Source organism: Arthrobacter sp. 49Tsu3.1M3 (genome assembly GCF_900168135.1).
GTDB lineage: Bacteria > Actinomycetota > Actinomycetes > Actinomycetales > Micrococcaceae > Arthrobacter.
Genome location: NZ_FUZD01000021.1, coordinates 1 through 22,886 on the forward strand (window position 1 = coordinate 1; position 22,886 = coordinate 22,886).

The following is a 22,886-nucleotide window of genomic DNA, read 5'->3' on the forward strand; positions in this document are numbered from 1 at the left end:
AGGCCCTTGAGGATCTCGATCGCGTGTGCGACGGAGGGTTCCTTGACCTGGATCGGCTGGAAGCGGCGCTCCAGCGCGGCATCCTTCTCGATGTGCTTGCGGTACTCGTCCAGCGTGGTGGCACCGATGGTCTGGAGTTCGCCGCGGGCCAGCATGGGCTTCAGGATCGAGGCCGCATCGATGGCGCCTTCGGCGGCACCGGCGCCCACCAGGGTGTGGATCTCATCGATGAACAGGATGATGTCGCCGCGGGTGCGGATCTCCTTGAGGACCTTCTTCAGGCGCTCCTCGAAGTCGCCGCGGTACCGGGAGCCGGCCACGAGGGACCCGAGGTCCAGCGTGTACAGCTGCTTGTCCTTGATGGTCTCCGGGACATCGCCGCGGACGATCGCCTGGGCCAGGCCCTCGACGACGGCTGTCTTGCCGACGCCGGGCTCACCGATCAGCACGGGGTTGTTCTTGGTGCGGCGGGAAAGGACCTGCATGACGCGTTCCATTTCCTGCTCGCGACCGATCACAGGGTCCAGTTTGTTCTCGCGCGCCGCCTGGGTCAGGTTGCGGCCGAACTGGTCCAGGACGACGGACCCGGCCGGAGTCCCCTCAGCCTGCCCGGGGCCGACACCGGCGCCCGTGGCTTCCTTGCCCTGGTAACCCGAGAGCAGCTGGATGACCTGCGAGCGGACCCGGTTCAGGTCTGCGCCGAGCTTGACGAGCACCTGGGCGGCAACGCCTTCGCCTTCCCGGATGAGGCCGAGGAGGATGTGCTCGGTACCAATGTAGTTATGGCCCAGCTGCAGCGCCTCGCGCAGCGAGAGCTCCAGGACCTTCTTGGCGCGGGGGGTAAAGGGGATGTGGCCGGAGGGCGCCTGCTGGCCCTGGCCGATGATCTCCTGGACCTGCTCGCGGACACCGTCGAGCGAAATGCTCAAGGATTCAAGGGCTTTGGCGGCAACACCTTCACCCTCATGGATCAGACCCAAGAGGATGTGTTCGGTACCAATGTAATTGTGGTTCAGCATGCGTGCCTCTTCTTGGGCAAGCACAACTACGCGACGGGCACGGTCCGTAAATCGCTCAAACATTTCGCCACACTCCTAGCTACGACGTACTTTGATGCTACGTGGCCGGGTTCGAGATTTGGGGCTTGTTCGCCACAGGGGAAACCGGAGGGTTGCGCAACCGCGTCCGGACCGGGTCCCGGACACGGGGCAAGAACCGTCCGGGACCCTCCGGGCGGGCGCATCCGGACCTTCCGGAACGGCGCGATGTGCCCTCGGGAAGGGCGCATCCGGCCCTTCCGGAAGGGCGCAATGTGCCCTTCCGGAAGGGCGCAACCGGCCGATGAGCGGGCCGTTCCGGCCGGGCGGACCGCCGGACGGGCGCCGCCGGACGGGCGCTTTCGCCGCCGGCATGGCAAAGGTTCTCGAATTGCCGAAGATGGCCGCTAAGCCTGGACCCATTGCGGCCATCTTCGGCAAATGGTTCACCTCGTGCTGGACATGTGCCTGGAAATGCTGCAGGGAGGAACATGCGCGGCGGAGCCTGTTCATCGCCGGACGGGCGGGCCGATCCACCGGACGGGCGCTTTCGCCGCCGGCATGGCAATGCCCCCGTCAGATAACGGGGGCATTGGCATTTGACAGACGCTCGATTTCGACGCCATGTAACGTGCTTGCGGCTTGATGCTGCGCCCTCATGCCGGGCCCGGCACTGCGCCCTGCCGCGGGTCCCTGCTAGGAATTGGCCTTTTGGTAAGCTTCCTGAATTTCAGCCTGGATGCGTCCGCGGCTGTTTACCGCATAGCCGTTGTCCCGTGCCCACTGACGGATCTGGGCAGAGTCCTGATTGCGCCCGCTGGAAATTTTCGTGCGCGTGGCGCGTCCGCTTGACGTTTTGCGCGCGTGCGTCACAAATCGGTCCACTGCGGAGCGCAGTTCTGATGCATTGCTTGACGACAGGTCTATTTCGTAGCTGACGCCGTCAAGGCCAAACCGGACAGTTTCGTCCGCGGATCCCCCATCCAGATCATCAACGAGGATGATTTTTACTTTCTGTGCCATAAAGGACTCTCTTTCCAAAGATCGAGCGTTTAGAAAAGCAGGATGTATCTGGAATAAGTATCCTCCGCGTTACAGCAGGGAGTCAAAGCGCAAAACTCTGTCCAAAGGAAAACCTAAGGCGGCAATAGGGAACTATTACTTTTTCCGGGTAATTAGCTTCCCGGGGTCCCGGAATCCGGTCCTTTGGCCCTAGTTTCGGCTTCGGCATGGGCGCGGGCTTCTGCCTGCCGCTCTGATTTGTCGGCATTGAATATGGATTTCATGGCAAACCAGAAAAGCAGGCCCACCACGATGGGGGGCAGCAATACGGCGATATAGTCCATGCTCAGTGTCCTTCGGGCTTCAACAGGGGGAAGAGGATCGTTTCGCGGATGCCGGCTCCGGTGAACAACATCACGAGCCGGTCGATGCCGAGGCCGATCCCGCCCATGGGCGGCGCGCCGTACTCGAGCGCACGGAGGAAGTCTTCGTCCAGCTGCATTGCCTCCACGTCACCCGCGGCGGAACGGCGGGACTGTTCAGTGAGGCGTTCGCGCTGGATGACCGGGTCGATCAGTTCGGAGAACGCCGTGCCCCGCTCCATGCCGCCGATGATGAGGTCCCAGGCCTCGATCAGGCGGCCGTCTTCGCGGTGCTGGCGGGCCAGCGGCTGCGCGGACGGCGGATAGTCGTAGACGAACGTGGGGTTGAGCAAAGTCGGCTCCACCAGTTCGCCGAAGAGTTCGACGACGAGCTTCTCGGCCTCCCAGGCGGCGTCGACCTTGACCTCGTGCTTGGCAGCCAGCTCCAGCAGCTCGGCAACCGTGGTGTCGGGGGTTATTTCCTGGCCCACGAAGTCGGACAATCCCGGGTAGACAGCCAGCCAGGTCCATTCGCCGTCGAGGTTGATCTCCCCGGCTTCGGTCTGGAGCACGCGGCCCACACCGGCGGCGTCGGCGGCGTCCAGGATGATCTCCTTGATCCGGTCCGCCATGACGAACTGGTCCGCCCACGCCTCGTAGGACTCCAAGGTGGTGAACTCGGGGCTGTGCGTGGAGTCCACGCCCTCGTTGCGGAAGACCCGGCCCATGTCGTAGACGCGGTCGATCCCGCCGACGACCGTGCGCTTGAGGTAGAGCTCGGTGGCGATGCGCAGCGTCATCTTCTGGTCGAAGGCGTTCATGTGCGTCTCGAAGGGACGGGCCGTGGCGCCGCCGTGAACCAGCTGCAGCATGGGGGTTTCCACCTCAACGTAGCCCTGGCGGTGCAGGGTTTCGCGGATGGAGCGGGTGATCGCGGCGCGGGTGTAAACCATCTCGCGGGCTTCGTCGCGGACAATGAGGTCCACGTAGCGCTGGCGGACACGCGTTTCTTCATTCAGCCCGGCGTGCAGCACGGGCAGCGGGCGCAGCGCCTTGGAGGCCATGGTCCAGGAATCCGCCATGACGGAGAGTTCGCCGCGGCGTGAGGAGATGACCTCGCCCTTGATGAAGACGTGATCGCCGAGGTCCACGAGGGACTTCCACTCCGCGAGCGCCTCCTCACCGATGTTGGCCAGGCTCAGCATGACCTGCAGCCGCACGGCCTTGCCGTCCATGCCGCCCTCCTGGAGGGTGGCGAAGCAGAGTTTGCCCGTGTTGCGGATGAAGACGATGCGGCCGGTCACGCCAACGGCGTCGCCGGTGGTTTCATCGGCCTGCAGGTAGGCGTATTTCTCCCGGATTTCCGTGAGCGAGTGCGTGCGTTCGACACCCACCGGATATGCCTCGACGCCGCGTTCGATCAGCTTGGCGCGCTTCTCCATGCGGATGCGGGTCTGTTCGCTGGCATCATGCGGCTCGGCGGCGGTGTTCGGGGCGGGGGTGTTTTGGGAAGTCACAATCCCCAAGTTTACCGTCGATTTGCGTCCGGGAAGGTCCCGGCCCGGTTCTGCCCGGACGGCAGCCAGGCGGGCGGGGTGCGGGAATAGACTCGAAGTTGTGGAGACATGGACAGTGAGGACCGACGACGGCAAGGGACACCTTGAGCTGCACACCATCCGCCCGGTGGGGCACGGACCGGGCAGGGCAGCCGCGTCCGACGACGCCGTGGCGGCCCGCGGCGAAGGATCCGGCGTCGTCGTCGTACACGGGACCCTGATCACCGATGCGCTCTACCAGTCCTTTGCCCGAAAACTTTGCCGGCTGCTGGACCAGCCGGTGCACTGCTACAACCGCCGCGGACGGGCCGGTTCCTCGCACCAGCCGCCCGACTATTCCGCCGCCACCGAGGTTGCCGACCTGGCAACCGTGCTCCGCGAGACCGGCGCCAGCGACGTTGTGGCCCACAGTTATGGCGGGTTCGTGGCCCTCGAGGCCGCCCGGCGCCTGCCGATCCGCAGGATGGTGACTTACGACGCCGCCGTGAGCCTCTCCGGGAACCTCACCCAGCGCTGGCGGCCGGAACTGGAAAGGTCCGTGGCTGCCGGCGAACTCGACCACGCCTGGGCGCATTTGGTGCAGGGCCTGGAGACGGCCGGCCCGGTGTCCATGCTGCCCCTGGGCGCGCTGCGCATGCTCAGCATCCTCTCGGCCCGGACCAGGCTCGGCGCCGAAATGCGGCAACTGCTGCCCACGGCTGTCGCCGAGATGCGCGCCGTCCTGGATGCCGACGCCGAACTCGAGGATTTTGCCGCCATCACCACCCCCACGCTCATGCTCAGTGGCGGCTGGAGCCCCGGCTACTTCGCCGACACGAGCCACCAGCTTGCCGACGCCGTCCCCGCAGTCAGCTTCGCCGTGGTCCCCGGGCAGCTCCACGAGGGCCCGATCCGGCCGGGAAGCCGGCTGGCCCTCCGCACGGCCCGGTTCCTCCGCGGCGGACCCGGGGCCGCGGCCCCGCCGCCCGTCAGCCTGGCCGGCAGCCTTGCAGCCGCGGGCGTGCCGGCCCGGTGGCGGCGAAGTGGGCCCGGCCGCTGAGGGCGGCGGCGCGACCGACCGCTAGAATCGGGGGCGACCCTTTCGAAAGGACCCCCTTGGCCAAGCTCTACTTCCGCTACGGCGCCATGAACTCCGGCAAATCTACGGGGCTTCTGCAGGCGGCCTTCAACTATGAGGAACGCGGCCAGCGGGTCCTGCTGGCCAAGCCGGACGTGGACACCAAGGGTGACTCCGACGTCGTGTCCCGCCTGGGCATGACCCGTTCGGTGGACTTCCTGATCCCCGCCGGCGCATCGGCCCGCGACCTGTTCACCGCCCAGGCCCACGGAGACGATCCCGACGCCCTGCTGCAGCACGTGGACACCCCGCCGGTGGCCTGCCTGCTGGTGGACGAGGCCCAGTTCCTGGAACCGGAGCAGGTGGACGACCTCTTCCGCATCGCGGTCCTCGACAACGTCCCCGTCCTCGCCTACGGCATCCGCACCGACTTCCGGACCCGCGCGTTCCCCGGTTCCCTGCGCCTGCTGGAGATCGCGCATACCCTCGAAGAGCTCAAGACCATCTGCCGCTGCGGACGGAAGGCCATCTTCAACACGCGCCGGATCGGGGACCACGTGGTGTTCGACGGGAACCAGGTTGCGATCGACGGCCAGGACGTCTGGTACGAGTCGCTCTGCGGCGCCTGCTACCTCGAGGTCTCCGGCGGCCGGCTGGGCAACTAGCGCCGGCGACAGTGCAGCGCAGCGTGGCGGGACCACAACTGAACTGCGGTCATACTGAGCTGCGCCTTGCTGGACTGCGCCCTACTGGACTGGCGCCATAGTGCACCGCGGCGTACTGCACTGGGGCGTGGCCTCGGCTAGGCTCGGAGCATGACCCGCGAGAACATCAGAACCCCCGACGGCGGAACGATCGAGCTTTTGAGCACGGGCGCCGAGCTCGCCTCGGCGGGTTCGGGCATCGTCGTCGTGCCGGCCTCGATGGTGACGGCCGCCGACTACACCCGTTTCGCGCAGAAACTCAGCGCGTCACTGGGACGGCCGGTGCACACCTTCAACCGTCGCGGCCGCGGCGCTTCCTCCCCGCAGCCTGAGGACTACACCCTCGACGTGGACATCCACGACCTCGACGCCGTCATGAAGCACACCGACAGCACGGACGTCTTCGGCCACAGCTTCGGCGGGGCAGTAGCCCTGCACGCGGCCCGCACCCTGCCGGTGGAACGTCTGGCCGTGTATGACCCCGCCGTGTCCGTCAACCACAGCGTCACGGCGGACTGGACGCCCGAATACGAGCGGGCGACCGCAGCCGGCGACGACGACCGTGCCCTCGCCGTCCTGCTCAAGGGCTTGGAGACCGGCAGCGCCCTGTCCCGGATGCCGCTGTCCATGCTGACGCTGGCGAACAAGCTTTCGGCGGGCACCCCGATCGGCAAGCAGCTGCGCGACCTCATGCAAACCGGTGTCCGTGAGATTAAGGCGATCATCGCCGCGGACATGCCGGCCGAACCCTTCCTGGAACTGCCGCTGGAAACGCTGATCATCGTGGGCGAGAAGAGCCCGGCTTACTTCGGCGTGGCCTGCGCCCAGATCCACGATGTCCTCTCCGGCTCCAGTTATACGATCCTGCCGGGCATGGGCCACGACGGTGTCAACAAGGCGCCGGACAAGCTGATCGCCGAGCTCAGCGCGTTTTACGCAGGCTGACCTTCGGCCTCAAACCAACGCGGGGTCACCTCGCGCCCTTCCCGGACCCCCGGACCGGCGCTACGTGACCCCGCGTTGGTTGTTGGCTGCTACTAGTGGGCGCCCGGGTGTGCCGCGCCTTCGGTTTTGCGCATCATGGTGGAGAGCACGACGGCGGCGACGGCTATGACGGCCGCCGTCAGGAACGCAGCATGCATGCCGGCGACCATGCCCGAGGCAACGGCCACGAAAGCGTAGATCGAGACCAGGAGCGCCGTTCCGGCGGCACCGGCCACCTGCTGCAGTGTGCTCATGATGGCCGAGCCGTGGGAGTACAGGTGCGGCGGCAGCGGGTTCAGCCCGGTCGTGAAGGCGGGGGTGAACAGCAGCGCCAGGCCCAGGCTCAGTGCCACGTGCAGGGCGATGATCCACCCCAGCGGCGACGTGGCGTCCAGCATGGAGAACTGCCAGAGGGACAGCACCATCATGATCGAGCCGGTCACTGTCAGCGGCAGGGGCCCGACCCTGTCGAATACGCGGCCGATGAAGGGCCCCAACAGGCCCATGGCGAGGCCGCCGGGCAGCAGCACCAGGCCGGTCTCGAGGGACGTCAGGCCGCGGATTTCCTGCAGGTACAACGGCAGCAGGATCACCGCGCCGAACAGCGCGATCATGGCCACGACCAGCAGCAGCACGGACACGGTGAACATCCGGAAGGTGAAGGCGCGCAGGTCCAGCAGGGGGCCGTCGGTCTTCTGCAGCTTCAGCTGGCGCAGGACGAACGCTGCCAGGGCCAGCACACCCACGGCCAGTGCCACCACGGCGGGGGTGCGGGAGCCGACCTGGCCGCCGCCGATCTGGCTCAGGCCATACACCAGGCCGCCGAAGGCGGGGACCGTGAGCACCACGGAGAGGGCATCGAGCCGGGTCTTCTCGGTTTCACCGATGTTGGTCAGATACCTGGCCCCGATGGCAAGTGCGGCGAGCGCGATCGGCAGCACGAAGACGAACATGAACCGCCAGGAAAAATGCTGAAGGATCAGGCCGGAAACTGTCGGGCCCAGTGCCGGCGCCACCGAAATGGCGATGCTGACGTTGCCCATGACGGCGCCGCGGCGCTCCAGTGGCACGAGCGTGAGGATGGTGGTCATCAGGAGCGGCAGCATGATGGCGGTGCCGCCGGCCTGGACGATTCGGGCCAGCAGCAGGACTTCGAAGCCCGGCGCGAGGGCGGCCAGCAGGGTGCCGCCGGAGAACAGCCCCATGGCCAGCATGAACACGGCACGGGTGGTCAGCCGCTGCAGAATGAATCCGGTGGTGGGAATCACGACGGCCATGGTGAGCATGAAACCGGTAGACAGCCACTGCACGGTGGGCGCATCGACGTTCAGGTCCACCATCAGCCGTTGCAGGGCCACATTCATGATGGTCTCGTTGAGGATCACGACGAAGGTGGCCACCAGCAGCGTGGCGATGATGGCCACGGACTCCCGGGACATCTTTGCCGGCGCGGTGGGCCCCGCCGGCGAGGCCGGCGCCGTGGTCGCGGTGGATGCCGCGGGCGCGGGCGGAGTGGCCGATCCGGGGATGGCGGGGGCAGCGCCCGGTGCGGGATCGCCAGAGGCGTTGGAAGAGACGTCTGTTGACATGGGAATTCCCTCAGGGAGTTTGGTGTGGGTCCGGCGAGCGTCGGCGCTGCTGCAGGTTGCAACAGTCTAAGGCCCGGGGTCATTCCCGTCACCGGAAAACCAACGCGGGGTCATTTACAGCCCATCGGAAGTGTCGACATGGGCGGTAACTGACCCCGCGTTGTTTCTGGGTTTGGGGCTAGGAGTTCAGGGGCGCGTTGTCGATCAGGCGGACGGGGCCGACCTTGGCGGCGATGATCGCCAGCCCCTCGCCGCGGAACGGGGTGTCCCGGCAGTTCTCCGCGAGGGGCTCGAGGGTGCGCGGATCCACCACCTCGAAATAGTCCAGCTCCACGAGCGGCTGGGAGCGGACGAGGGCCTGCGCGGATTCGATGTCCAGCGGCTCATGGGCGTTGGCGCGCTCCTCGATGAGCCGCAGCGCGCGGGAGAGCACCAGGGCCGCCTCGCGCTGGTCTCCGGAGAGGAAGCGGTTGCGGCTGGACAGCGCCAGGCCGTCGGCCGAGCGCACAATGGGCACCGGCACGATCTCCACAGGAAAATTCAGGTCAGCCACCATGCGCTGGACCAGGGCCAGCTGCTGCGCGTCCTTCTGGCCGAAATAGGCGCGGTACGCGGGCTGGCCGCCACCGGGCAGGCCGGCCCCAGGGATGCCGTAGTGGAGCAGTTTCGCGACGACGGTCAGCGCGCCGTCGAAGTGCCCCGGCCGGGACGCGCCTTCCCACTTTTCGCCCAGGGGTCCCGCCGTGATCCGCACGAGGGGTGCCCCGCCGGGGTAGACCTCCTCAACACCCGGCGCGAACGCCAGGTCCACCCCTTCGGCGTCGAGCAGCGCGAGGTCGGCGTCGAGCGTCCGGGGGTAGCGTTCGAGGTCCGCGGCCTCGCCAAACTGCAGCGGGTTGACGAAGATGGTGGCCGCCACGACGTCGTTCTGGGCGACGGCCGTCCGGGCCAGCTGGGCATGTCCCTCGTGCAGGGCGCCCATAGTGGGCACGAGGCCCTGGGACGTGCCGCCTTTCTGCGCCAGCAGCCGGGCGCTGGCCGCGCGGAGCTGGGCAGCAGTGGTGACGAGTTGGATTGCCATGTCAGGGTCCTTCCGGGGCGGGCGTCCCGTTCTGGCCGGGGACGCCGAGCGCCTGTTCGATGCCGTCGAGTTGTTCCGGCTTCAGGAGCCCGCGGCTCCCTGCCCGGCGGGCTGTCGCCCGGGCCATGGCCACGTACGCCTCAAGAATATCGCCGGCCGCGCCGCCGTCGTACTCGCGGAGGGCGCCGGCGTGCGCGGCCACCGTGCCGGTGTCGCCGCGGGCCACGGGCCCGGTCAGGGCTGTTTCGCCGGAGGCGAGGGCGTTCTCGAGGGTGGCGCGCAGCAGCGGGCCCAGCATCCGGTCCGGGGCGTCGACGCCGACGTCGCGGAGCAGCTGCGAGGCCTGCGCCACGAGCGTGACCAGGTGGTTGGAGCCGTGCGCGAGGGCAGCATGGTAGAGGACGCGGTCGGCCTCGGCGATCGCGACGGGCTCGGCGCCCATTTCGACGACGAGTGCCTGGGCGATCGGCAGCATCGCGGCGTCGGCCGTGACGCCAAAGGTGCAGTCCAGAAGCCTGGTGAGGTCCAGGCTCATGCCCGTGAACGTCATGGCCGGGTGCAGCGCGAGCGGCACGGCACCGGCGGCGCGGACCGGATGCAGGATCCCGACGCCGAAGCGCCCGGAGGTGTGCGCCACGAGCTGGCCGGGCTGCCAGGCGCCGAGCTTGGCCAGTCCGTTCACCAGCGGGCCCAGGGCATCGTCCGGAACGGCAAGCAGGACCAGTTCGGCACGCTCCACGATGTCCTGCACGTCCAGGATCGGGACGCCGGGCAGGAGCGTTTCGACGCGTTCTTTGCTGGCGTCCGAAACGGCGGACGCCCCGATGACGGCGTGCTCGGCTCCGCGCAGCGCCGCCCCCAGGACGGCGCCGACCTTCCCTGCGCCAATGATTCCGACGCCGAGGCGTCCTGGTTTAGCCATGATGCGGGCCTTCCTGGGGGTCTTCTGCGGGTGGGGCGGCCGGCTGGGCCGCCGGCTCCAGCCAGTGTTCACTCTTCTGGTGCTTGCGCGCGGCGCGGGCGCGGGCCGACTGGGCATCGAACAGGGCACGGGCTTCGTCGAGGCCGGCCTGGATGAGCCGCGGGGCCACCGGACCCGCCGTGGTGTGCAGGACCAGGTCCGCCACCCGGAACCGCCGGGCGAGCGGGCCCTGCTGGAGCGCCATGGACTGGGTGCGCTGGTGCGGCACCACCACGAAGTTCCGCCACCAGCGGCCCGACCTCAGGAGCAGGGCGGTCTCCGTTGCCGCGAAGCCGTTGCGCCGCCAGCCCAGCGGCGCCAGGAGCCGGGCCCGGCGCGGGCTGGTGACGAAGCCGCCGCCGGCGTCCTTCCCGGCTGCGCTGCCCGGGGTCCCGGCCGGGTCCGCGAGGCCGGAGATCCCCGCGGTGAACAGCCCCACCGGGTCCTGGGTCCCGGGATCCGGGAGCACCAGGGAGAGGATTTCCATGACGTCGCCGAGGTGTCCCACCGGAAGCAGCGTGGTCCGGGCCGACCCTTCGCCGGCGCTGCCAGCCAGGCCGTAGCCGGCCACGTTGACCTGGATCCGGTACCAGCCGAATATCCGCCACAGCGGCGGCTGGCTGACCTTCAGCGCCTGGATCCTGCCCGGCGGAACGGTCTGCGCCTGCGTGTCGAGCAGGCCGTAGCGCAGCCGGATGCCGTCCGGGGAAATGGCGGCCGTGAAGTTGTAACCCTTGTTGAACGAGGACCAGTAGGAGGCGATGAGCCCGATCGCGGCAGGGATCAGGAAGACCGTGAAGTTCCGGTTTTCCGTGACGGCGGAGAGCATCACCGAGGCTATGCCGCCAGCCAGGATCACGACGCTTTGTTCGCTCAGGAGCAGCGAGCCCACCAGGCGCGGCGGCGGCACGGTGAGCACGGCCTGTTCTGGGGCTTCCACGGCGGCTGGCGCCAACTCTCCGGTCTCCGGGTCCCCCTCCGGCGCCGGCGTCCCGCCCGCGGCACCGGAGGCGCGGGCCAGGATTGTTGCGCGGAGCTGGCGGGCCTCGCCCGCGCGCAGGTACGCCAGGCGCACCGCGGACTGGCCGGCATCGGCGACTTCGAACCGCAATTCAGCCAGTCCGAAGATCCGTGCCAGCAGCGGTTGCACGACGTCGATCGCCTGCACCCGGTCCAGCCTGGCCTGCCGCTGCTGCTTGAACAGGAACCCGGTGTTGACGCGCACGTAGCCGCCGGCCACCTGGTAGCGCGTGAAGTACCAGCTCAGCACATAGCCGAGAACGGTCAGCAGAATCAGGGTGCCGCCGCCGAGCAGCAGCCAGGGCGCCCGTCCGGCCAGCCGCTCGTCAAAGATCGGGCCGCCCTGCAGGAACCGTTCGAAACTGTCCCGTCCAAAAAAGAACAGCAGTGCAGCCAGCGCCACCCAGCCGCGGACAAAAGGCGACGCGGGGTGCACGCGCAACCAGCCGGCGTCGGGAGTTCCTTCGATACCGGAGCCGACGGCGGTCCCGTCGGCGGCGCGTCCGGCACTCTCCGGTGTCAGCGCCATCCCGTCACGGCCTTCCCGTCACAGCCCGGCCAGCCGGGCTTCACCGCGGGCGGACAGTTGTTCGCGGAGCCGGGCGCCTTCGCTCGCGGGCAGCCCGGGAATCTCGGCGCTGGTCGCGGCGGCCGCGGTGTGCAGCTTCAGTGTGCACAGGCCCAGCTGACGTTCGACCGGGCCCACGGCGATGTCGACGTACTGCATCCGCCCGTAAGGAACCACAAGCGTGCGCTGGAAGAAGATGCCGCGCCGGATCAGGAGGTCATCCTCACGCTCGGCGTAGCCGATTGAGCGCACCTGCCGGGGAATCAGCACGAGCCGCCACAGGGCCAGCAGCAGCGCGACCGCGGGCAGGGCGACGGCCAGCCAGACCGGCAGCCAGGTCCACACGCCGGTCAGCACCAGGACGAGCGGAAGCGACAGCAGCGCCACCGCGATCAGGGTTCCCAGCGCCCATCCCACGACGCGAACGGTGACGTACTTCGGGGAGACCCGGAGCCAGTCGATGCCCGGAGGATCAATCGCTTCGGTACGCATATTCGCCTTCCGCCGAGGGCTTGCTGCGCTTTCCCTGCACGCCGGGCCGGGAATCGGCGTCACCGTCCTCGGGGGGAATCCGGCAGAACCGCTCGACGACGAGCCCGACGATCACCATGATCAGCCCGCCGCCAGCCATGGCCAGGGCCTGCCAAGTGATCTCCTGGTTGCTGCGCAGGTTCCACAGCCGCAGTTGCTCCACCACGATTCCCGCGTGCCAGCCCAGCAGGACCGACCCGGTGTAGGCGCAGGCCTGCGCGAGGACCAGGGTCCAGGCAGCCAGGATGGGGTTGAGGATTTTCTTCTTCTTGCCGTTGCGCCACCGGAGCACGCGGATGCCCAGCACCAGCGTGAGGGCCACGATCACGCCCATGGTCACCAAGCCCGTCAGCGGCAGCACCGGGGTGGCCAGCCCGTAGCGGCCGGAGAGCATGGTGGCGAACCAGCCGGCCACGGCCAGGACCACGCAAATGGCCAGCAGGAGCAGGGGGCTGGTCAGCTTCACGGCCGCTCCGCCGCACCGGGCAGGCCGGTGATCTCCGTGGCTGTGGCATCCGCTGCGGCCTGGCCGTGGAAGCCGTCAAAGGTGGCAAGGTCGGCGAAATCGGCGGCTTTCGCCGCGAGGTCGCCCACGCGTTCGCCGTTGAGCTCCGCCGCGGGATCGATCAGCGACCACGGATAGAGCACGAACGCCCGTTCCCCGGCCCGGGGGTGCGGCAGGGTGAGCTCGGGATCGGAGCTGACCACATCCCCGTACGTGATGATGTCCACGTCCAGGGTCCGCGGCCCCCACCGGACCTCGCGCACGCGCAAATGCTTCTGCTCCACGTCGTGGCAGTGCTCGAGCAGTCCGCGCGGCGGCAGCGACGTCTCGACGGCAATCACCATGTTCAGGAAGTCAGGCTGGCCCGGCGGGCCTCCCACGGCCTTGGTCTGGACGATCGGCGAGATGGCCAGCAGGCGAACCTCCGGCGGGTCGACGAGGTCCGCGACGGCGGCGGACAGCGTGTCGCTGCGCTCCCCCAGGTTGCTCCCCAGTGCGATCACGGCACGGGTGTAGAGCGGGCTCACGTCCGCCTCCGGTGCACGCTGACGGCGACGTCGCCAAAGTCGACTTCGATCGGGGCCTTGGGCTTGTGCACGGTGATGTCCACGGCGGTGACGGGGAATTTCTGCAGGACGTCCTCGGCAATCCGCACCGCGAGGGCCTCGATCAGGTTCAGCGGCTCACCGGTGATCCAGTCCCGGATGCACTCGGCCACCTCGCCGTAATGCGCGGTGTCCAGGACGTCGTCGGAAGCGGCCGCCTTGCTGAAGTCCAGGTGCAGCACCGCGTCGACAACGAAGGGCTGCCCGTCGCGGCGCTCGAAATCGAACACACCGTGATGGCCGACGGCGGTGACGCCGCTCAGCGTGATCTGATCCATGGTGCCGGCCGGATCAGTTGGTGCCGGCGTCGGCGGAACCGGCCGGCGCCGGGGGGACCATGCGGGCGGCGACCTTGACGGCGTCCAGGCTCGCGCCGACGTCGTGCACGCGCACAGCCCAGGCGCCGCGGAAGGCGCTGATGGCGGTGACGGCGGCGGTGGCGGCGTCGCGTTCAACCGGCTGGGCGGCCTTGCCGGCCACGGTCAGCAGGCTGCCGAGGAAGCGTTTGCGTGAGCCGGCGACGAGGACCTTGTGGCCCATGGCCTGCAGGACATCCAGGTGCTGCAGGAGCTCCCAGTTCTGGCCGTCGTTCTTGGCGAAGCCCAGTCCCGGGTCCACAATGATCTGTTCCGGCGCGACCCCGGCGGCGTACAGCTTGTCGCGGACGCCGGCGAGCTCCGTCACGACTTCCCCGGCGACGTCACGGTAGTCCGTCAGGGAGTTCATGGTGCTGGCGTCGCCGCGGCGGTGCGTGAGGATGTAGGGGACCTTGGTGCGGGCGGCGAGGTCGGCCATCTCCGGTTCCATGGTCAGGCCCGAGACGTCGTTGATGATCGCGGCGCCGGCCTGCAGCGCCGCGGCAGCCGTCGCGGCGTGGGTGGTGTCGATGCTGACCAGGGCGCCGGCCTTGACCAGGGCCTCGATGACCGGCAGGACCCGGCGCTGTTCCTCGTCAGCGCCGACTGCCGTGGCACCCGGGCGGGTGGACTCGCCGCCGACATCGATGATGTCCGCCCCGGCGTAGAACATCCGCAGCCCGGCCGCGATCGCCGTGTCCGCTGTCGCGTGGGCTCCGCCATCGCTGAAGGAGTCAGGGGTGACATTGAGGATTCCCATCACCAGTGTCCGGTCCGTAGGCAGGTCCTGGAACTTCGCCGCCGGGCGCGGCTTGCGCAGGATGGGCAGGGGCGAAGTGGCGGGGCCGGTGCCCGGGGCTGCAGCTAGGGAGTCCATGGTCTGTGTTCTTACCTTCCGAGTATGAGGCTCATGGCTTCGGCACGGGTGGCCGGGTCATGGAGTTGCCCGCGCACTGCGCTGGTGACGGTCTTGGCGCCGGGCTTGCGGATTCCCCGCATGGACATGCACAGGTGTTCGCATTCGACGACGACGATCGCGCCACGCGGATTCAGGTGCGTGACGAGGGCCTCGACGATCTGGGTGGTCAGGCGTTCCTGGACCTGCGGGCGCTTGGCGAACATGTCCACCACCCGCGCCAGCTTGCTCAGGCCCGTGACCTTGCCGTCGTGGGACGGGATGTAGCCCACATGCGCCACCCCGTGGAACGGCACCAGGTGGTGCTCGCAGGTGGAATAGAACGGAATGTCCTTGACGAGCACGAGTTCCTCGTGCTCGAGGTCGAAGGTGGTGGCCAGGATCTCGGCGGGGTCGTGGTGCAGGCCGGCAAACATCTCCACGTAGGCCTTGGCCACCCGCTTCGGGGTGTCAACGAGGCCGCCGCGGTCCGGGTCTTCACCGATCGCCAGCAGGATTTCCCTTACCGCCGCTTCGATCCTGGGGCGGTCCACTTTGGACTTTGAATGCGGGGCTCCCCCGTCCCCCGCCGAAGCAGCGGCGGGAGCGGGAACGTCGTCGTCGAAGTTAGAAGTCACAGAAGAAGCCTAGCCGGGATGACCATCAGTCCCGATATCTGTTGCACCGCCCTGGAAGGACTCCTGCCCGCCGACTCCTTGGGCATGCGGGGGCTGGGCATCCAGGGGCTCTTCGAGCCGGGCGTGGGTGGCTTCCTCCTGCGCTTCACGCTCCGCCTTTTCGCGGCGCGACTCCACCGGTCCGGCGGACTGGAGCGTGCGGGTCTCCTTGGAGAGCCAGACGTCGCGGAAGTCGCGCTTGCGGATGTTGGTGAAGATTTGCGCGATTTCGGCCTGGTTCAGCGTTTCGCGTTCGAGCAGTTCCAGCGCGAGCTCGTCCAGGACGTCCCGGTTCTCGGTCAGGATGGCGTAGGCCTCATCGTGCGCGCCGTCGATCAGGCGGCGTACTTCCTCGTCGACGATGTACGCGATCTGGTCCGAGTAGTTGCGCTCGTGCCCGGCGTCGCGGCCAAGGAACGGCTCGCCGCCGCCCTGGCCGAGGCGGACGGAGCCGACCCTTTCGCTCATGCCGAACTCGGTGACCATCTTCCGGGCGATTCCGGTGGCCTTTTCGATGTCGTTGGACGCACCCGTGGACGGATCGTGGAAGACGAGTTCCTCGGCGACGCGGCCGCCCATGGCGTAGGCCATCTGGTCGAGCAGCTCGTTGCGGGTGACGGAGTATTTGTCATTCTCCGGGACCACCATGGTGTAGCCCAGGGCACGGCCGCGGGGCAGGATGGTGATCTTGGTGACCGGGGCGGAGTTCCGCAGGGCAGCCGCGACCAGGGCGTGGCCGCCCTCGTGGTACGCGGTGACTTTGCGTTCGTGTTCCTTCATGACCCGGCTGCGCTTCTGCGGGCCCGCCATGACGCGGTCGATCGCCTCGTCGAGGGCGCGGTCATCGATCAGGTTCGCGTTGGAGCGGGCCGTCAGCAGGGCGGCCTCGTTCAGGACGTTGGCGAGGTCCGCGCCGGTGTAGCCGGGGGTCTTCTTGGCAACGGCCTTGAGGTCGACGCCGGTGGCCATCGGTTTGCCCTTGGCGTGCACCTGCAGGATCTGGTCACGGCCGATCAGGTCGGGGGCTTCGACCGAGATCTGCCGGTCAAAACGGCCCGGGCGCAGCAGTGCGGGGTCCAGGACGTCGGGGCGGTTGGTGGCGGCGATCAGGATGACGTTGGTCTTGACGTCGAAGCCGTCCATTTCCACCAGCAGCTGGTTCAGGGTCTGCTCGCGCTCGTCGTTGCCGCCGCCAATTCCGGCGCCGCGGTGCCGGCCGACGGCGTCGATCTCATCGACGAAGATGATCGCCGGCGCGTTGGACTTGGCCTGCTCGAAGAGGTCGCGGACACGGGACGCGCCCACGCCGACGAACATTTCCACGAAGTCGGAACCTGAGATGGAGAAGAAGGGCACGCCGGCCTCGCCGGCAACCGCGCGGGCCAGGAGGGTTTTGCCGGTACCCGGAGGGCCGTAGAGCAGCACGCCCTTGGGGATCTTGGCGCCAACGGCCTGGAACTTGGCCGGTTCCTGGAGGAATTCCTTGATCTCCTCGAGTTCCTCGACGGCCTCATCGGCGCCGGCGACATCGCTGAAGGTCACCTGGGGCATGTCCTTGTTGACAAGCTTGGCCTTGGACTTGCCGAACTGCATCACCTTGGACCCGCCGCCCTGCATCCGGGAGAGCAGGAACCAGAACAGGACGCCGAGCAACAGGACGGGCACCAGCAGGGAGAAGAGCCCGGAGAACCAGTTGTTTTCGATCGGCTGGTCGGTGAAGCCGCCGGACGGTTTGGAGTCCGTGACCGCCTTGACGACGTCCTGGGCGCGGGCGTTGACGAAGTAGAACTGGACGTTCTTGCCCTTGTCCTGCCCGTCGACCTGCAGGTTGTCCTTCAGGACCAGGTCCACCCGGTTCTCGGCGTCAAAAATCTTTGCCTGTTCAACTTTGCCGCCTGCTGTCAGCAGCTCAAGGCCCTTGTCGGTGTCGATCCGGCTGGCGCCGCCCGGCGCAAGCGTGGCAAATGCCAGCAGCAGCATGGCCACCACGACGACAATCCAGATGCCGGGGCCCTTGAAGAAACTCTTAGCTTTCATCTGTTCGGGGCTGGCCCCGTCCCTCCTGGTAGTGGTGCACGGCGACCGGTCTGCGCGCGTGTGGTGCTGCGTCAGGTTCTAGCTATACACCGTCGCACTACCTCACGCACGGCAAAGGGCAAAAGTTCCCTGTGGGCGTAGCGGGACCGGGCCTCCGGCCGCCCGGGGCCCGGACGGGGTGCCTTCGCGTGAACGATCTACTCGTAGACGTGCGGGGCCAGGGTGCCGACGAAGTCCAGGTTGCGGTACTTCTCGGCGTAGTCCAGGCCATAGCCCACCACGAACTCGTTGGGGATGTCATAGCCGACGTACTTGACGTCGATCTTGACCTTGGCGGCCGTCGGCTTGCGGAAAGCGGTGCAGATTTCCACCGACGCAGTGCCGCGGGATTCCAGGTTCGTCTTGAGCCAGGACAGCGTGAGGCCGGAATCGATGATGTCCTCGACGATCAGGACGTCTTTGCCCATGAGGTCGGTGTCGAGGTCCTTCAGGATGCGGACCACGCCTGAGGACTGCGTGCCCGAGCCGTACGAGGACACGGCCATCCAGTCCATGGAGACGTGGGTGTGCAGGGCGCGGGCCAGATCTGCCATGACCATGACGGCGCCCTTGAGCACGCCGACGATCAGGAGGTCGCGGCCCTCGTAGTCCTTGTCGATCTGCGCCGCGAGTTCGGTGATCCGTTGCTGGATCTGTTCCTTGGTGTAGAGAACGTGTTTGAGGTCTGCCTGGACGTCGTTTGAATCCACCAATGGCTCCTGTGTAGATGCGGGGTGCGACTAATTTCGGGGCGGCTTTTGAGGCCGGAATACAAGCTTCCCACAGCGGGCGGCTTCGCGGGGAACACCGGCGGCGGCTGACGGCTCCGCCGCAAGGAGCTGCGCGAGTGAGAGCCGGTAGACGCTGACCGCTCCGGGAAGCTCCACCGGGCCGGCCGACCCCTGCCGGCGCAGGAGCGCTTCCGCCGCGAGCAGGCGCTGGTAGCTGGGCTGCTGACCTCCGACGGCGGCGGCGGCCTTGGCGATCACCCGGAACCTCACGGCCGGGGCAAGATCCCTCAGCTCGGCCTCCGGAAGGCTGATCTCCTCCCCTGTCTGCTGGCGCAGCCGCTCGAACGTGTCATTCGCCACGTCCTCCAGGTAATCGGCGTCGAGCTGAAGGATCGCGGCCGTGCGGGCGAGCGATTCGGCCACGCCGGGGCCAAGCTTGTCCTCCAGCAGCGGCAGCACCTCAACCCGGGTCCGGGACCGCGCGTACACGGGATCGGTGTTGGACGGGTCGTGCCAGGGTTCCAGGTCCTCCACCCGGCAGATCTCCAGGGTGTCCGCACGCCGCAGGCCCAGGAACGGGCGCAGCAGCCGGCCGCGGGCCGGCCGCATCCCGGCGAGGGACCGGGTACCGGACCCGCGCGCCAGGCCCAGGAGCACTTGTTCGGCCTGGTCATCGAGGGTGTGGCCGAGCAGGATCGCGGTTGCACCTGCCTCGTCCGCGGCGGCCTCAAGGGCCGCATGGCGGGCGTCCCGGGCGGCGGCCTCTGGGCCCGCGCCGCTGGAGGCGACGTCGACAGTCCTGACCGTCACGGGAGAGAGCCCGAGCTCCTCAAGGGTCCGGGCCGTGGTGGCGGCGACCCCGGCCGAGCCCGGCTGCAGCTGGTGGTCCACGACGACGGCGCCGACAGAGACAGGATGGCCGTCCACGTGACCCCGGCGCCCGAAATAGGCGGCGACGGCGGCGAGAGCGAGCGAGTCCGGGCCGCCGCTGCAGGCGACCAGGACGCGGTCCGGGTAGCCGGCCCCGGCGAGGGCGTCCTGCAGCATTTTTCGTGCCGTGCCGACCACCGGCGCGAGGCGGCCGGGCCGGCGTCGTCCGCTGGAAATCGAGGTCGAACCGGCGCCGTCGGGGGCAGTCATGTCGGCTAGAGGCCCATCCGGTCGAGCCAGAGCTTGGAGTCGTGGATCTCGGGTTCGCTGGGGAGGTGCTCCGCGGACTCCCAGACTTTGTTGAAGCCTCCCATGCCGGCCGCGGCCACCACTTCCCGGACGAACTTGGCGCCGTCACTGTACTGGCGCATCTTGGCGTCGAGGCCGAGCAGGTTGCGGATGAATTTCTCGATCATGCCGCGGTCCTGGCCGCGGTCGTTGAAACGTTGCCGGATGGTCTTCACCGAGGGAACGATGCTGGCGTCCACGGCGTCCATGACCACATTGGCGTGACCCTCGAGCAGGCTCATGAGGGCAGTCAGGCGGGACAGGGCCGCCTTCTCCTCCGGGTTCTGGAGCAGGTCCAGGATGGCGCCGCGTCCGGGCGCGGCGCCCGGTGCCGCGCGGTCTTTCAGCGACTTCGCGACCGCCGAGGCCCGTTCCATCAGGGAATCGACATTGCCCAGCAACAGTCCGCTGAGGTTCTCGATCTCCTGGAGCATGTGGTGCCGCAGCCAGGGTGCGGCGGCGAACTGCACCCGGTGGGTCTGTTCGTGGAGGCAGACCCAGAGCCGGAAGTCCGCGGGTTCGACTTTCAGTTCGCGTTCCACGGAGATGATGTTCGGCGCGACGAGCAGCAGCCGTCCGGAAGCGGGGGCCGTGGAGTTTTCGGCCAACGCGGAGAATGGATCGTACTGGCCCAGGACTTTGCTCGAGAGGAAGGCCAGGATGGCGCCGAGCTGGCTGCCGGTGATGGCGGCGCTGACCCCGGCAGCTCCGGGGCTGAGGGAACCGCGGCCCTCCAGCAGCTTCCCCATGGCGGGCTTGAGCATGACGGCGAAGCTCTGCGTGTTGGCCTTGGCCCATGAGGCCCGGTCCACGACCAGGACCTCGGAGTCGCGCAGGTCCCGGGCGGCGTCCAGGCCGGTGATGTGGTGGACGTGCGGCACGGAAATGTCCGCCATGTGCCGCAGATTTTCGACGGCGGCGGCGATCTCGGCGCCGCCCAGGACGGGGCCCGCCGGCGTCAGCCGGGCTGCCGTGGACGCGGCGAGCTCCCAGTTGATCAGATCCGGGACCTGGGCCGATGCCCCACTCGGCGTCTTGGCTGATGTCTCGCTTGATGTCTGGCTTGCAGAGGACTCCATGGGGTCCATCAGATCACAGGGGCCCGACAATGCGCCTTAATTTTCGCTGACCGGCGAACCGGCCGGGGCTCCGGGACCCCGGCGCGCGGGCCAGACCGGCGCGGGCGGTGCCAGACCGGCGGGTGGGGTCCCGGCGGCCCGGCGACGTCAGCGGCAGCCGCAGCCGGCGAGGACCGCTGCGGAGCGGTCCAGTGCGGCTTTGTTCGCGGCGCCGGGGGTCAGCCCGTTGCCGACGAAGGAAAATACCAGGAGCCGGCCGTCGGCGTCGACCACGGAACCGCTCAGCGCAATGACCGTGTTCAGTGTGCCCGTCTTGGCGCGGACCAGCCCGGCGCCCGCCGCCGATGCCGCATCCGTGTAGCGGTCCCCCAGGGTGCCGGTGAGCCCGGCGACCGGGAACCCGCTAAGGGCGGCGCGCAGCCGGGGGTCTGTGCCCGAGGTCATGGCCCGGACCACGTCCGTGAGCTGGCGGGCCGAGACCCGGTTGGCCAGGGCCAGGCCGGAGACGTCCGCGGCCCGGAGCGAGTCAGTGGGAACGCCCATGTCCTGGACCTGCTGCAGCACGACGGCAATGGCGTCGTCGCTGCTGCCGGGCCGGCCGACGCCGAGGGCGGCCATCCGTCCCATCACCTCTGCAAGGTAGTTGTCCGAGGTCTGCAGCATTAAGTCCACCTGCTGCCCCACCGTGGCGGACTGGACCTCGGCCAGGACTTTGGCGTGCCCGCCCTCCGGCGCGTCACCGGGCCTGCCCCGGGCGACGCCGGGGGCCACGGACAGCCCACCGGCCTCCGCGGCCGCCGTGAGCCGGGCGGCGAACACCTCGGCGGCGGTCATGGCGGCGTCCTGCGGGCGGGGTCCGGTGGTCTTGGCGGGATCGAACCTGGCGGAGTTCAGCGCCAGCGGGTACAGGGGGGCCATCTCCCCGGCGGCGACGTCCTCGGGGCTCCACGCCTGGCTGAGCGAGGGGCCGCTGAAGAGGGAGTCATCCAGCAGGACGGTCACCGGCCCGGTGACGCCGCCGGCTTTGAGGGCATCGATGGTGGCCTTCGCGAGCGTGGTCAGCCCGGCGCGGCCCAGAACGGCGCCCGGGGCCGATTCTCCGGCGCCCAGAAGGACATCGCCCCCGCCGGCCAGGACCACGGAGCCGGGGGTCGGCCCTGCCAGCACGCGGGTGCTGAAGCGGCGCTCGGGGCCCAGGACACGCAGGGCGGCGCCGGCTGTGAGGAGCTTCATGTTCGACGCCGGAACGCGGGCCTCGTCGGCAGCCCGGTCGAAGAGGACCTGCCCCGTGGCAGCGTCCTGGACGATGCCGGTGAAGGTGCCGGCGCCGTCGGGCTTAAGGGTCTTGTTCAGCTGCGCGGCGAGGGCGGCGCCGGCCGGAACCGGCGCGGAAACGCTGAGGGGCCCGACTGCCCCAGAACTGTTGCCGGGATGGCTCAGGGTGGCCGGGATCTGCTGCCAGGGCGGTGCTGTCTGCGAGGCGTCGGAGGAGCTGTCATGGCCGAGGAACGCCGGGGCGATGGCGATCCCGGCCGGCACTGCCAGGGCCACCACAAGGAGGGTCTGGAGCAGCAGCGCGGGAATCCTGCGACCCCTGCCGGGCGCCGGCGCGGTACCCTCGCGACTGGTTCTCGGTTTCATGCTGCAGCTGGTCCTTAGTCCTGAAATGTCCCCACTAGTTCCTGAAACCAGCGCCTCTCGCTATATCCTCAATAGTAGTCGGCGGCACCGACAGCCCTTATGCACGTGCCGCGCACCCCCTGAATTCGTCAAGGAGCATTCCATGAAGCATGACGTGACCATCGAGATCCCCAAGGGATCGCGCGTCAAGTACGAAGTCGACCACGAGACCGGCCGCGTCCGCCTGGACCGCGTCCTGTTCACGTCGATGCAGTACCCCACCCACTACGGTTTCTTCGAGAACACCCTGGGTGAGGATGGAGATCCGCTGGACGCGCTGGTGCTCCTGCAGGACTTCGACCTCTACCCCGGCGTGATCGTCGAGTCCCGCCCGATCGGCGTGTTCAACATGACCGACGACGGCGGCGGCGACGCCAAGGTCCTGTGCGTCCCGACCGATGCCCGGTTCGACCACATCAAAGAGATCAGCGATGTCAGCGAGTTCCTGATCAAGGAAATCGAGCACTTCTTTACCCGTTACAAGGACCTGGAGCCGGGCAAGTGGGTCAAGGCCGAGGGCTGGGGCGACCGCGCCGCCGCCGAAGCCGAACTGGCTGCTTCCATCAAGCGTTACGTTCCGGCAGCCGGCCACTGACCGTTCCTGCACTCCAG

Annotated in this window: 23 protein-coding genes; 4 read left to right on the forward strand and 19 right to left on the reverse strand. The window is 68.3% G+C overall.

From position 1 onward, the window contains the following. The 4 genes from B5X90_RS17410 to lysS form a co-directional block, all read right to left on the reverse strand. Positions 1–1,082: Clp protease N-terminal domain-containing protein (locus B5X90_RS17410; protein WP_143264801.1), on the reverse strand; the 1,082-nt coding region annotated here is incomplete at its 3' end. Between the two features lie 651 nt (positions 1,083–1,733). Continuing rightward, the gene (locus B5X90_RS17415) at positions 1,734–2,060 is read right to left on the reverse strand and encodes a histone-like nucleoid-structuring protein Lsr2 (RefSeq protein ID WP_028276918.1); all 327 of its coding nucleotides are present in this window, start codon (positions 2,058–2,060) and stop codon (positions 1,734–1,736) included. Positions 2,061–2,212: 152 nt separating this feature from the next. Then, on the reverse strand, positions 2,213–2,383 hold the full coding sequence (locus tag B5X90_RS21305; RefSeq protein WP_179129184.1) for a hypothetical protein: 171 nt from the start codon (positions 2,381–2,383) through the stop codon (positions 2,213–2,215). Between the two features lie 2 nt (positions 2,384–2,385). After that, the gene (gene lysS / locus B5X90_RS17420; RefSeq protein WP_079555212.1) at positions 2,386–3,918 is read right to left on the reverse strand and encodes a lysine--tRNA ligase; all 1,533 of its coding nucleotides are present in this window, start codon (positions 3,916–3,918) and stop codon (positions 2,386–2,388) included. A gap of 100 nt (positions 3,919–4,018) precedes the next feature. On the opposite strand from lysS, the gene B5X90_RS17425 reads away from it, so the two are divergent. The 3 genes from B5X90_RS17425 (at position 4,019) to B5X90_RS17435 (ending at position 6,663) form a co-directional block, all read left to right on the forward strand. Beyond that, entirely contained in the window at positions 4,019–4,996 is a 978-nt protein-coding gene (locus tag B5X90_RS17425; protein WP_079555213.1) for an alpha/beta fold hydrolase, read from the forward strand. Positions 4,997–5,052: 56 nt separating this feature from the next. Next, on the forward strand, positions 5,053–5,679 hold the full coding sequence (locus B5X90_RS17430; RefSeq protein ID WP_028276920.1) for a thymidine kinase: 627 nt from the start codon (positions 5,053–5,055) through the stop codon (positions 5,677–5,679). Positions 5,680–5,829: 150 nt separating this feature from the next. Continuing rightward, positions 5,830–6,663: an alpha/beta fold hydrolase gene (locus tag B5X90_RS17435; RefSeq protein WP_079555214.1), complete on the forward strand. Its 834-nt coding sequence runs from the start codon at positions 5,830–5,832 to the stop codon at positions 6,661–6,663. A gap of 92 nt (positions 6,664–6,755) precedes the next feature. On the opposite strand, the gene B5X90_RS17440 is transcribed toward B5X90_RS17435, so the two are convergent. The 15 genes from B5X90_RS17440 to dacB form a co-directional block, all read right to left on the reverse strand. After that, positions 6,756–8,291, reverse strand: a complete 1,536-nt coding sequence (locus B5X90_RS17440; protein ID WP_079555215.1) for an MDR family MFS transporter — start codon at positions 8,289–8,291, stop codon at positions 6,756–6,758. A gap of 178 nt (positions 8,292–8,469) precedes the next feature. Then, entirely contained in the window at positions 8,470–9,372 is a 903-nt protein-coding gene (gene panC / locus B5X90_RS17445) for a pantoate--beta-alanine ligase (RefSeq protein WP_079555216.1), read from the reverse strand. Position 9,373: 1 nt separating this feature from the next. Next, positions 9,374–10,294: a Rossmann-like and DUF2520 domain-containing protein gene (locus tag B5X90_RS17450; protein ID WP_079555217.1), complete on the reverse strand. Its 921-nt coding sequence runs from the start codon at positions 10,292–10,294 to the stop codon at positions 9,374–9,376. Further along, entirely contained in the window at positions 10,287–11,882 is a 1,596-nt protein-coding gene (locus B5X90_RS17455) for a PH domain-containing protein (protein WP_079555218.1), read from the reverse strand. The genes B5X90_RS17450 and B5X90_RS17455 overlap by 8 nt, the downstream gene beginning before the upstream one ends. An 18-nt stretch (positions 11,883–11,900) precedes the next feature. After that, the gene (locus B5X90_RS17460; protein WP_079555219.1) at positions 11,901–12,413 is read right to left on the reverse strand and encodes a PH domain-containing protein; all 513 of its coding nucleotides are present in this window, start codon (positions 12,411–12,413) and stop codon (positions 11,901–11,903) included. Continuing rightward, positions 12,394–12,918: a DUF3180 domain-containing protein gene (locus B5X90_RS17465; RefSeq protein ID WP_028276927.1), complete on the reverse strand. Its 525-nt coding sequence runs from the start codon at positions 12,916–12,918 to the stop codon at positions 12,394–12,396. Before B5X90_RS17465 ends, B5X90_RS17460 begins: the two co-directional genes overlap by 20 nt. Further along, a complete protein-coding gene (gene folK / locus B5X90_RS17470) occupies positions 12,915–13,484 on the reverse strand; it encodes a 2-amino-4-hydroxy-6-hydroxymethyldihydropteridine diphosphokinase (protein WP_079555220.1) in 570 nt (189 codons plus the stop codon). The genes B5X90_RS17465 and folK overlap by 4 nt, the downstream gene beginning before the upstream one ends. Next, positions 13,481–13,840 carry a dihydroneopterin aldolase gene (gene folB / locus B5X90_RS17475; protein ID WP_079555221.1) on the reverse strand — a complete coding sequence of 120 codons (360 nt, stop codon included), beginning with the start codon at positions 13,838–13,840 and terminating at the stop codon, positions 13,481–13,483. Before folB ends, folK begins: the two co-directional genes overlap by 4 nt. Before the next feature lie 13 nt (positions 13,841–13,853). Continuing rightward, on the reverse strand, positions 13,854–14,795 hold the full coding sequence (folP, locus tag B5X90_RS17480; RefSeq protein WP_079555222.1) for a dihydropteroate synthase: 942 nt from the start codon (positions 14,793–14,795) through the stop codon (positions 13,854–13,856). Between the two features lie 11 nt (positions 14,796–14,806). Then, positions 14,807–15,451, reverse strand: coding sequence for a GTP cyclohydrolase I FolE (folE, locus tag B5X90_RS17485; protein WP_079555223.1), 645 nt, complete (start codon positions 15,449–15,451; stop codon positions 14,807–14,809). A 9-nt stretch (positions 15,452–15,460) separates the two neighbouring features. Then, positions 15,461–17,527, reverse strand: coding sequence for an ATP-dependent zinc metalloprotease FtsH (ftsH, locus tag B5X90_RS17490; protein ID WP_079555224.1), 2,067 nt, complete (start codon positions 17,525–17,527; stop codon positions 15,461–15,463). Positions 17,528–17,724: 197 nt separating this feature from the next. Beyond that, positions 17,725–18,276 (reverse strand): hypoxanthine phosphoribosyltransferase, encoded by a 552-nt coding sequence (gene hpt, locus B5X90_RS17495; RefSeq protein WP_018774939.1) that lies wholly within the window; start codon positions 18,274–18,276, stop codon positions 17,725–17,727. A 30-nt stretch (positions 18,277–18,306) separates the two neighbouring features. Further along, positions 18,307–19,344 (reverse strand): tRNA lysidine(34) synthetase TilS, encoded by a 1,038-nt coding sequence (gene tilS / locus B5X90_RS17500; RefSeq protein ID WP_179129186.1) that lies wholly within the window; start codon positions 19,342–19,344, stop codon positions 18,307–18,309. Positions 19,345–19,442: 98 nt separating this feature from the next. Next, complete coding sequence (locus B5X90_RS17505; RefSeq protein WP_079555225.1) at positions 19,443–20,594, reverse strand: zinc-dependent metalloprotease; 1,152 nt, start codon at positions 20,592–20,594, stop codon at positions 19,443–19,445. A 147-nt stretch (positions 20,595–20,741) separates the two neighbouring features. After that, positions 20,742–22,235, reverse strand: coding sequence for a D-alanyl-D-alanine carboxypeptidase/D-alanyl-D-alanine endopeptidase (dacB, locus tag B5X90_RS17510; protein WP_256860312.1), 1,494 nt, complete (start codon positions 22,233–22,235; stop codon positions 20,742–20,744). 142 nt (positions 22,236–22,377) lie between these two features. Here dacB and B5X90_RS17515 point away from each other — a divergent pair, with 142 nt between their 5' ends. Then, positions 22,378–22,869 carry an inorganic diphosphatase gene (locus B5X90_RS17515; protein WP_018774943.1) on the forward strand — a complete coding sequence of 164 codons (492 nt, stop codon included), beginning with the start codon at positions 22,378–22,380 and terminating at the stop codon, positions 22,867–22,869. Positions 22,870–22,886: the final 17 nt, after the last annotated feature.